The organism is Limimaricola litoreus, assembly GCF_024159025.1.
GTDB classification, from domain to species: Bacteria; Pseudomonadota; Alphaproteobacteria; order Rhodobacterales; family Rhodobacteraceae; genus Limimaricola; species Limimaricola litoreus.
In genome coordinates, this window is record NZ_JAMYXC010000147.1 from 1 (window position 1) to 9,952 (window position 9,952).

Annotated in this window: 13 protein-coding genes and 1 tRNA gene; 9 read left to right on the plus strand and 5 right to left on the minus strand. The window is 69.5% G+C overall.

The window, feature by feature from the left end:
* Positions 1–492 (minus strand): GNAT family N-acetyltransferase (locus NHG85_RS09800; protein ID WP_253331919.1); only part of this gene is annotated, 492 nt, incomplete at its 3' end.
* A 38-nt stretch (positions 493–530) separates the two neighbouring features.
* On the opposite strand from NHG85_RS09800, the gene msrB reads away from it, so the two are divergent.
* Positions 531–941 (plus strand): peptide-methionine (R)-S-oxide reductase MsrB, encoded by a 411-nt coding sequence (msrB, locus tag NHG85_RS09805; protein ID WP_370363011.1) that lies wholly within the window; start codon positions 531–533, stop codon positions 939–941.
* Positions 942–949: 8 nt separating this feature from the next.
* Here msrB and NHG85_RS09810 read toward each other — a convergent pair whose 3' ends face one another.
* Positions 950–1,423, minus strand: a complete 474-nt coding sequence (locus NHG85_RS09810; RefSeq protein ID WP_253331923.1) for an outer membrane protein assembly factor BamE — start codon at positions 1,421–1,423, stop codon at positions 950–952.
* 92 nt (positions 1,424–1,515) lie between these two features.
* On the opposite strand from NHG85_RS09810, the gene NHG85_RS09815 reads away from it, so the two are divergent.
* From NHG85_RS09815 to NHG85_RS09850, 8 genes are all read left to right on the plus strand, one after another.
* Positions 1,516–2,079: a YceD family protein gene (locus NHG85_RS09815; RefSeq protein WP_253331925.1), complete on the plus strand. Its 564-nt coding sequence runs from the start codon at positions 1,516–1,518 to the stop codon at positions 2,077–2,079.
* Between the two features lie 208 nt (positions 2,080–2,287).
* Positions 2,288–2,494: a 50S ribosomal protein L32 gene (gene rpmF, locus NHG85_RS09820; RefSeq protein WP_021693001.1), complete on the plus strand. Its 207-nt coding sequence runs from the start codon at positions 2,288–2,290 to the stop codon at positions 2,492–2,494.
* Between the two features lie 144 nt (positions 2,495–2,638).
* Entirely contained in the window at positions 2,639–3,703 is a 1,065-nt protein-coding gene (gene plsX / locus NHG85_RS09825; protein ID WP_253331927.1) for a phosphate acyltransferase PlsX, read from the plus strand.
* Complete coding sequence (locus NHG85_RS09830; RefSeq protein WP_253331929.1) at positions 3,700–4,671, plus strand: beta-ketoacyl-ACP synthase III; 972 nt, start codon at positions 3,700–3,702, stop codon at positions 4,669–4,671. The genes plsX and NHG85_RS09830 overlap by 4 nt, the downstream gene beginning before the upstream one ends.
* A gap of 96 nt (positions 4,672–4,767) precedes the next feature.
* The gene (gene ihfA, locus NHG85_RS09835; protein ID WP_253331932.1) at positions 4,768–5,070 is read left to right on the plus strand and encodes an integration host factor subunit alpha; all 303 of its coding nucleotides are present in this window, start codon (positions 4,768–4,770) and stop codon (positions 5,068–5,070) included.
* Positions 5,071–5,080: 10 nt separating this feature from the next.
* Positions 5,081–5,611 (plus strand): MerR family transcriptional regulator, encoded by a 531-nt coding sequence (locus NHG85_RS09840; protein WP_253331934.1) that lies wholly within the window; start codon positions 5,081–5,083, stop codon positions 5,609–5,611.
* Between the two features lie 67 nt (positions 5,612–5,678).
* A tRNA-Pro gene (locus NHG85_RS09845) sits at positions 5,679–5,755 on the plus strand.
* Between the two features lie 57 nt (positions 5,756–5,812).
* Positions 5,813–6,889 carry a 2'-deoxycytidine 5'-triphosphate deaminase gene (locus NHG85_RS09850; protein ID WP_253331936.1) on the plus strand — a complete coding sequence of 359 codons (1,077 nt, stop codon included), beginning with the start codon at positions 5,813–5,815 and terminating at the stop codon, positions 6,887–6,889.
* A 6-nt stretch (positions 6,890–6,895) separates the two neighbouring features.
* On the opposite strand, the gene NHG85_RS09855 is transcribed toward NHG85_RS09850, so the two are convergent.
* The 3 genes from NHG85_RS09855 to NHG85_RS09865 form a co-directional block, all read right to left on the minus strand.
* Positions 6,896–8,341 (minus strand): GGDEF domain-containing protein, encoded by a 1,446-nt coding sequence (locus NHG85_RS09855; protein ID WP_253331938.1) that lies wholly within the window; start codon positions 8,339–8,341, stop codon positions 6,896–6,898.
* Positions 8,342–8,447: 106 nt separating this feature from the next.
* A complete protein-coding gene (gene scpB / locus NHG85_RS09860; protein ID WP_253331940.1) occupies positions 8,448–9,074 on the minus strand; it encodes an SMC-Scp complex subunit ScpB in 627 nt (208 codons plus the stop codon).
* Positions 9,071–9,856: a segregation and condensation protein A gene (locus NHG85_RS09865; RefSeq protein ID WP_253331942.1), complete on the minus strand. Its 786-nt coding sequence runs from the start codon at positions 9,854–9,856 to the stop codon at positions 9,071–9,073. Before NHG85_RS09865 ends, scpB begins: the two co-directional genes overlap by 4 nt.
* Positions 9,857–9,952 lie beyond the last annotated feature (96 nt).

Here is a 9,952-nt window from a genome sequence, read left to right on the forward strand (position 1 = left end):
AAGATGATGCGCGCCAAGCCAGGCCAGCGCGGGGCCGTGCGGCGCGGGATCGATGCCCGCGAAGGAGGCGCTGCCAAAGAGCAGCGTCGTCCGCTCGGCCACGACAATCCGGGTCAGCGCCGCCAGCGCCATGCGCAGCGCCGCGCCGTCGCGCGCCTCGGACGCGGTGCAAAACCGCCCGATCTCCAGAAGCCGCCCCGGCCAGCGCGACAGCGCCGCGAGATCATAGGCGTCATGGCTGGCGGCCCGGGTCACCTCGCCGGGATCGAAGGCGCGCCAGCGCAGCGTGCACAGCGCCCGCTCTTCGCGATCCTCGACAATGAGGTGACGGCAGGACGCGTCATGGCCGTCGGCCTCGCGCAGGGCACCGCCCTCGCCCTCGAAGCAGCGCGCGCGCAGCGCCATGGCCCGCTCCAGCGCCGCTCCTTCGGCCTCGCGCGCGATCAGCCCGCCGTGGCGCAGCATCAGCCCGCGCTCTGGCGCATCGGCCATGGCTGACTACATAGGGGGTCGAGACCATGGAGGACCGAATGGACAAGATCACCAAGACCGATGCGCAATGGCGCGAGGAGCTGTCCGAGCTCGAATACAAGGTCATGCGCAAGCACGGCACCGAGCGCGCCTTCAGCCACGAGGATTTTCCGAAAGGCCCCGGCACCTTCACCTGCAAGGGCTGCGGACGGCCGCTCTTCGATGCCGAGACCAAGTTCGACAGTGGCACCGGCTGGCCCAGCTTCTACGCGCCGCTGAGCCCCGAGGCGGTGGGCGAGAAGACCGACCGCAGCTTCTTCATGAAGCGCACGGAGGTGCATTGCGCCGCCTGCGAATCGCATCTGGGCCACGTCTTTCCCGACGGCCCCGCGCCGACCGGGCTGCGCTATTGCATGAACGGCGTAGCGATGGAGTTCAAACCGGCCGCCCCGGACGAGAGCGCGGCCTGAGCCCTGGCTCATTCGTCGTCGATCAGCGCGCTCGGATCGAAGTTGCCCGCCGCCCCCGCCAGTTGCCGCAGGAAGGTGCCGTTTTCGACGCTGTCCTCGGTGACCCGGCGGGTCAGCGGCACGATGCGCCCGTCGCTGAGGTCGAAGCGTTCGACGTTGGAGACGCCGCCCGAGGGCGCGAAGCTGATCGCGACGACCTCGCGGTTGACCTCCTCGGGGGCGAAGAAACCGTAATGGCGAAACACCGAGCGGACATAGTAGATGTCGTCGCCGAGCGCGCCGGCGGTGGTGGGCTGGCCCGCTTTTTCGATCACCGCCGCGCGGTTCTCGCCAAGCGCGATCGTCTCGAGCGTCGCCGCGTCGGGCACGTAGCCGTGGTAACGCTCGGTCGGGCTACAGGCGGCAAGCCCCGCCAGCCCGAACAAAGCGACGCCGCGGCGCATCCCGCGGCCGATCCTGTCGCGGCCGGTATCCATGCCCATCTGCGCCTGCCCCTGCTCTTGCCTCAAGCCTTTGCGGCTTCTAAAGCCGCTTACAACAACCCCATACCACTCTTCAAGGAAGGAAGCGGACCATGGCCGAGGCTACTCCTCTCCCGCGTCAGGTGATCCGGCTTTCGGATCTGTCGCACAAGCGCGGCACCGAAACGGTGCTCGAACCCGACGCCCCGGCCCGCGCCGCCGTGGCGCGCGAGCTGGGCATTCCCGGCGTGCGCAAGCTGCGCTTCAAGGCGGTGCTCGCGCCCGAGGGCAGCCGCGGCTGGCGGCTCGACGCCGATCTCGGCGCGACGGTGGTGCAGGACTGCGTCGTCACCCTCGATCCGGTGGTGACCCGGATCGACGAGAAGATCACCCGCCGCTACCTCGCGGATGTGACCGAGCCGGGCGAGACCGAGGTCGAGATGCCAGAGGACGACACGATCGAGCCGCTGCCTTCGGCGGTCGATCTCGGCGCGGTGATGATCGAGGCGCTGGCCCTCGCCCTGCCCGATTACCCGCGCGCCGAAGGCGCCGGTGCGGGCGACATGAGCGTGACCGAACCCGGTGCCACGCCGATCACCGACGAGGACGTGAAGCCCTTTGCCGCGCTCAAGGGGCTGCGCGAGCGTCTGAAAGGGGACGAAGACGGGGCCGAATGACAGGCGGCACTTGCTTTTTGCCGCGACCGCAGTATTTTCGCGGCCTCTTTCCATTCCACGGCTCGACAGCCCGTCTCTTATCGCCTAAGAGCGGCCGGACGTCGCGGGATGGATCCCCTGACCGGGGCCATGTGCCCACCCGCCAGCCGGGCCGGACAAGATCTCCGCGCCCACTTAGACTAGAGCCAGATTACTTCGAGGTTGTGACATGGCCGTTCCGCAGAACAAGATTTCCAAGTCGCGCCGCAACCAGCGTCGGGCCCACGACGGCCTGACCGGCGCGAACCCCAATGAGTGCACCAACTGCGGGGAGCTCAAGCGCCCCCACCACGTCTGCCCGTCCTGCGGCAGCTATGCCGATCGCGAAGTGATCGCGCAGGCCGCCGAGACCGAGCTGGACGACGACGCGGCGTAAGCCCGTCGCCGGGCCATGGCGCGGGACGGGCCTCGGCCCGGACCGCGCCGCCCCTCGGGGCGCTTGGCCCGGAAGTCTGCCGCAGCGAGACCGGCGCGCGCCGACACCGACCGCGCCCAGAGTATCGGGGCCGCGATGACGGGCATGTCCCAAGACCGATCCATCACGCTTTCCGTCGACGCCATGGGCGGCGACCAGGGCCCGGCCGTCGTGGCCGCGGGCGTGAGCAAGTTCCTTTCCTCCGATCCCGCCGCGCAGGTCCTCCTGCACGGCCAGCGCGAGATCCTCGCGCCGCTCTTCACCGATGCGGAGATCGCCGCCCGGGTCGAGATCGTCCATGCCACGGACGTGGTCGCCATGACCGACAAGCCCAGCAACGTGATGCGCAACGGCAAGGCCACCTCGATGTGGTCCTCCGTCGAGGCGCTGCGCGACCGCCGCGCCGAGGTCTGCGTCAGCTGCGGCAACACCGGCGCGCTGATGGCCGTCTCGATGATCCGGCTGCGCAAGGCCGAGGGCGTCAACCGCCCCGCCATCGCCTGCCTGTGGCCCTCGCGCAATGCCCAGGGGTTCAACGTCATGCTCGACGTCGGCGCCGACATCCGCGCCGATCAGGACGACCTCCTGGCCTATGCGCTGATGGGCGCCTCCTATGCGCGCAACGGGCTGGGGCTGGCGCGACCGCGCGTCGGCCTGCTCAATGTCGGCACCGAGGAGCACAAGGGCCGGGCCGAGCTCAAGGTCGCCTCCGAGATGATCGCGGCCGCCGCCGACAAGGGCGATTTCGACTATATCGGCTTCGTCGAGGGCGGCGACATCCCCTCCGACCGGGTCGACGTGATCGTCACCGACGGCTTCACCGGCAATGTCGCGCTCAAGACCGGCGAAGGCACCGCGACGCTGATCTCGGGGCTTCTGCGCGAGGCCTTCCTGTCCTCGGCCATCTCCAAGATCGCGGCGCTGCTGTCGCGCGGCGCGATGGGCCGGCTCAAGACCCGGATCGACCCGCGCCAGGTCAATGGCGGGGTGTTCCTCGGGCTGAACGGCCTGGTGGTCAAGAGCCATGGCTCGGCCGATGCCACCGGGGTCTGTGCCGCGCTGAGCCTCGCCGCGCGCCTCGCGCGCTCCGATTTTTCCGAAAGGCTGGCCAACCGCATCGCCGGCGCTTCGGCCCTGCACCAAGACGCACCCAAGGAGATCAAGGCATGACCATTCGCGCCGTCGTCAGGGGAACCGGGCACTACCTCCCCGAACGGGTGATGGAAAACGCCGAGTTCGAACAGCTGGTCGACACCTCCGACGAATGGATCCGCTCGCGCTCAGGCATCGAACGGCGCCACATCGTCGCCGAGGGGCAGACCACCTCCGACCTCGCCACCCGCGCCGCGCGCGCCGCACTCGCCGATGCCGGGGTCGAGGTGGATGACGTCGATGCGATCATCCTCGCCACCTCCACGCCCGACTTCACCTTTCCCTCCGCCGCCACCATGGTGCAGCGCGAGCTTGGCATGACCCGCGGCTTCGCCTTCGACGTCCAGGCGGTCTGCGCAGGCTATGTCTATGCGCTGACCACCGCCAATGCGATGATCCTGACCGGCCAGGCCCGGCGCGTGCTGGTGATCGGGGCCGAGACCTTCAGCCGCATCATCGACTGGACCGACCGCGCCACCTGCGTGCTCTTCGGCGACGGCGCGGGCGCGGTGCTCCTTGAGGCCGGCGAAGGCGATGGCAGCACGGCCGACCGCGGCATCCTCGCGGCCGATCTCAACTCGGACGGGCGGCACAAGGACATCCTGCATGTCGACGGCGGCGTCTCGACCGGCACCACCGGGCATCTGAAGATGGAGGGGCGCGAGGTGTTCCGCCACGCGGTCGAGAAGCTGGCGCAGACCGCGCATCTGTCGCTCGAAAAGGCCGGTCTCGGGGCCGAGGACATCGACTGGGTCGTCCCGCACCAGGCCAATATCCGCATCATCCAGGCCACGGCCAAGAAGCTCGGGCTTTCGATGGACAAGGTGGTGGTCACGGTTCAGGACCACGGCAACACCTCCGCCGCCTCGATCCCGCTTGCGCTTTCGGTCGGCCGGGCACGTGGTCAGATCAAGAAGGGCGATCTGGTGGTCACCGAGGCGATCGGCGGCGGGCTGGCCTGGGGCTCGGTGGTGCTGCGCTGGTGATCGGCGTGACGTCGCTGCAACTGTGCCATTTATCCACTTGAGATTGACTTGAAATTGCCCCTGCCCTTAAGGTTGCGGCAGAGCAGGGAGATCAAGATGGCGGACAAGACATTGACGCGAATGGATCTCGCCGAGGCCGTTCACGAGGAGGTCGGGCTGTCGCGCAACGACAGCGCCGAGCTGGTCGAATCGGTACTCGGCCATATTTCCGACGCGCTGGTCGCAGGCGAGCAGGTGAAGATCAGCTCCTTTGGCACGTTTTCGGTGCGCGACAAGGCCGCGCGCATCGGCCGCAACCCAAAGACCGGCGAGGAGGTGCCGATTCACCCCCGCCGGGTGCTCACCTTCCGCTCCTCGCATCTGATGAAGGACAAGGTCGCCTCGGGCAACAAGGGCTGAGGCGGTATAAATGGCAAAATCGGCCCATGCCTTCCGCACCATCGGTGAGGTTTCCGACGCGCTCGACACGCCCGCGCATGTGCTGCGTTTCTGGGAGAGCAAGTTCGCGCAGGTGCGCCCGGTCAAGCGGGCCGGCGGGCGGCGCTATTACCGCCCCGAGGATCTGGCGCTCTTGTGCGGCATCAAGGCGCTGCTGCACGACCAGGGCATGACCATCAAGGGCGTGCAGAAGCTCTTGCGCGAAAAGGGCGTGCGCCATGTCGCCGACCACGGGCTGCCGCCCGCCCCCGCCACGCCGCCCCGGCCCCGGCTCGTCTCCGACAGGGCGGAGGTCGAGGATGCAGTACTGGTGATGGAGCGCGAGCCCGTGACGGCCCCTGCCGCGCCGCCGGTGCAAGACACCGAAATCTCGCCGATCTCGGCCATTCTCTCCGCCGATCGCGCGACCCTCGCGGCGCGCGCGGACCGGATCGCCCCGCTGCTGGAGCGGCTTTCGGCGCTGCGCGCCCGGATGATCGCCGCGCGCCGGGATCGCGGCTGAAAACCTCATCTTTTTTGCTGAAATCGGCTTGCCCCCGCCCGCCACATAAGGCATTAGCAGCCTCAGTCGGGCTATAGCGCAGCCTGGTAGCGCGTCCGTCTGGGGGACGGAAGGTCGCAGGTTCGAGTCCTGCTAGCCCGACCATTTATGACCGCCCGCCGCCTCAAAGCGGCGGGCGTCGTCATGTCTAGAGGAGCCGCCGTGACCGGAGTTCTGCCCCGCCAGGGGATCGCCCAGATGATAGAGGCCGGTGCCATATCGGCGGCGACCCCGATCGATCCCGCCCAGATCCAGCCCGCCAGCCTCGATTTGCGGCTCGGCCGCGTGGCCTACCGGGTCAGGGCCTCGTTTCTTGCCGGCGAAGGCCGCCGCGTGGCCGACCGGATCTCCGAATTCGAGATGCACCGCATCGATCTCGACGGGGGCGCCGTGCTGGAAAAGGGCTGCGTCTACCTCGTGCCGCTGATGGAGCGGCTGGCCCTGCCCGAGGGCATCCAGGCCGTCGCCAATGCCAAGAGCTCGACCGGGCGGCTCGACCTGCTGACCCGTCTCATCACCGACGGAGGCACCGAGTTCGATCGCATCCCGCCGGGCCATGACGGCCCGCTCTATGCCGAGATCTGCCCGCGCAGCTTCTCGGTGCTGGTGCGGCCCGGCATGCGGCTCAACCAGGTGCGGTTTCGCGCGGGCCAGGCCCTGCTCGACGATGCGCAGCTGGCCGAGCTGCACGCGCGCGAGCCGCTGGTGGACGGCCCGGCGCTAATCTCCGACGGTCTGGGCTTTTCGGTTGATCTCTCGCCCGAACTGGCCGCCTGCGCGGGCTACCGGGCCAAGCCGCACACCGGCGTCGTCGACCTCGATCGCATCGGCCATTACGACGCCTCCGAGTTCTGGGAGGTGGTCCCCGCCGCGCAGGGCCGGATCATCCTCGATCCCGGCGCCTTCTATATCCTGGTCAGCCGCGAATCGGTGACCATCCCGCCCGCCTATGCCGCCGAGATGGCCCCCTATCTTGCCATGGCGGGGGAATTCCGCGTGCATTACGCCGGTTTCTTCGATCCCGGCTTCGGTCATGCCGAGGCGCAGGGCAAGGGCGCGCGCGGCGTGCTCGAGGTGCGCTGCCACGAGGCGCCCTTCGTGCTCGAACACGGGCAGGTCGTGGGGCGGCTGGTCTATGAGCGGATGGCCGAGATTCCCGATCGCCTCTACGGCGCGGGCATCGCGTCGAACTACCAGGGCCAGGGGCTCAAGCTTTCCAAGCAGTTCCGCACCGGCTGAGCCGGGTCACCCCTCCACATCCGCCGCGCGCCGCGCCTTGCCCGCCTTGCACGTGGCGGCTTGCGCGGGTGACGGGGCCGGCAGGCAGGGCTCGACCCGGTTGCGCCCCGCAGCCTTGGCCCGATAGAGCGCCGCATCGGCGCGCGAGATCGCCGCATCGATCGAGGTTTCGCCCGGCAGAAGCTCGGCGCAGCCGATCGAGGCCGTGACCGGCGCCGAGCCGTCGGGCAGCGACAGCCGCTCCTCGAAGCAGCCGCGCACCCGCTCGGCCAGGGCGATCGCCCCGGTGAGCCGCGTGGAGCCGAGAATCAGCAAAAATTCCTCGCCGCCCCAACGCGCGGCAAGGTCCGAGCGGCGCAGCCAGCGCGGCAGCAGATGGCCGACCTCGCTGAGCAGCCGGTCGCCCGCGGCATGGCCGAAGCGGTCGTTCACCGTCTTGAACTTGTCGATGTCGATCAGCACCACGGCGAGCCCGGTGCCCTCGCGCTCGGCGGCGGCGACGACGCGTTTGGCAAAGACGTCGCAGGCGCGCCGGTTGGCCAGCCCGGTCAGCGCGTCGGTGACCGAGAGCCGCTCGAGCGCGGCCTGCTGAAGCTGCCTCGCGTTCTCGGTCCCCGCCAGCATGGCCACGGTCGACATCAGCCCCGCCACGGCGAGGACCAGCATCACGGTGGTGAACAGAGGCGCCACGGTGGTCCATTGGCCGGGTTGCAGCTGCAGCAGGAGCAGCCCGCCGATCCAGAACCCGCCGAGCGCCAGCCCCAGCTGGCGTCGCAACATGCGCGAGACCGAGCTTTCGGCCATGAGCAGGCGCAGCGCCAGCGGGTTCATGTGCCGCCCCACCGTGGCGAGCACGAGCAGCAGGGTGATCAGCGTGGTGACGGGCGACATGCCGCCGGCATTGGGCTGCAGCGCGTAGCTGTAGGCGACGATCACCACGCTGCACACCCCCGCCGCCGCGGCGAGCGCGGCCATGCCGAGGACCGAACGCCGCTCGACCAGCAGCGCGGCGGCGATGGCGGCGAGCGCGATCAGCGAGTTCAGCCCGGTCATGGTGTCGGGATGGGTGGTCGGGCTGAGCGCCAGCGCGCCGAGCCATTGGCCGATCGGCAGCGGCGTCGCGGGCCAAAAGAGCTCCACCCCGCGCAGCGCGAGCAGGAAAAGCACCGACCCGGCCAGCGTGCGTTCGGCCATTCCGCCCCGCCCCATCCGCGCCAGCGCCAGCGCGAGCGCCGCTAGAGCCGTCAGCGGATGCGTGCCGCCGCCCTCCGCCACGGGGAGGTAGAGGGCGCGCAGGTCGAAGACATAGCCTGCGACGGCCAGCACGCACAGCGTTCCCGCCGTGAGCGACAGCCAGTTGCGAAACCCGTCGATCCACCGGATGATTCTGATCGCGTCGCGCACCTCGCCGAAGTTGCGTGCCGAGAATTGACGAGCGCTGTCGAGCGGCATGATGTTGTCCCGAACCTGTCGCCGACACGCTGCAGGGCGCAACGTCAGCCGGATTGGGACAAGATGGACCAAACCACTTAAGGGATTGTTGATGCCGGCTTGCCCGTCAGCTTCCGAACAGGCTGTCCTGGTCGGGCTGCGCTGCTTCGGACCCTTCGGCGCCCGGCGGCGGGCGGTTGTCGAGCAGCCCGGCCGCGCGCAGTTCGCGCAGCCCCGGCAGATCGCGCGGGCTCGACAGGCCGAAATGATCGAGAAAGCCCTCGGTGACGACGAAGGTCACAGGCCGGCCCGGCGTCATCTTGCGCCGTCCCAGCCGCACCCAGCCCATCTCGATCAGCTGGTCGATCGTGCCACGGCTCACCGAGACGCCGCGGATCTCCTCGATCTCGGCCCGGGTGGCGGGCTGGTGATAGGCGATGATCGCCAGCGTCTCGGTCGCGGCGCGGCTGAGCTTGCGGGTCTCGACGGTGTGGCGTTCGAGCAGGTGGCCCAGATCGGGCGCGGTGCGAAAGGCCCAGGCCTCGCCCACGCGGCGCAGCTCGACGCCGCGGCCCTCGTAGCGCGCGCGCAGATCCTCGAGCGCGGCCCCAAGTTCGGCCCCCTCGGGCAGCCGCTTGGTCATCTCGGCGGTGGAGAGCGGCTCGGCGCTGGCAAACAGCATCGCCTCGATCATGCGGGCGACCTCGGCCTGCGGCGGCGCGTCGAACTGGGCGGGAGCGGGGCTTTGGGTCATGCGCGGTCCTTCCGGCGGATCTGGATCGGTGCGAAGCTCTCGCCCTGGCGGATCTCGATCCGGCCCTCCTTGGCCAGCTCCAGCGAGGCCGCGAAGGTCGCCGCCGTGGCCGAGCGGCGGCGGCGCGGGGCCTCCTGCCAGTCTTCGGGGAAATAGGCCGAGATATCGGCCCAATCGGCCGCCTCGCCCACCATGGCGCGCAGCCGGTCGAGCGCCTGCTCCATGGTCATCAGGTCACGGCGGTCCATCACGAAGGGGCGGAACTCGTCGCGGGTCTTCACCCGCGCATAGGCCTGCATCAGGTCCAGCAGGCTCGCGTGATGCACCGCAGAGCGATGCACCGTCACCGCCTCCGCCGCGCCGCGCGCAAACACGTCGCGCCCCAGCCGGGGCCGGGCCATCAGCGTCTGAGCCGCCTCGCGCATCGCTTGCAAGCGCTCCAGCTGGAACGCCAGATGGGCGGCGAGATCCTCGCCCGAGGGCTCCTCGCCCTGCGGATCGGGCGGCAGGAGCAGGCGCGATTTGAGAAAGGCGAGCCAGGCCGCCATGACGAGATAATCGGCCGCCAGCTCGATCCGGAGCACGCGGGCCTGCTCGACGAAGACGAGATACTGCTCGGCCAGCGCCAAGATCGAGACCTGCCGCAGATCGACCTTCTGGCTGCGCGACAGCACCAAAAGCAGGTCGAGCGGCCCCTCGAACCCCTCGACATCGACGATCAGCGCCTCTGCCGCGCGCCGCGCCGCGACACCCTCCGGCGTGGTCTCCTCGCGGGTCTCCATCACGCGCCCTCGCCCAGAAGCGCGGCCAGCTCGGCGCGCAGCGCCGCCGTATCGGCCAGCTCGGGCATGCGCCGCTGGTCCAGCGCCGCCTCGGCC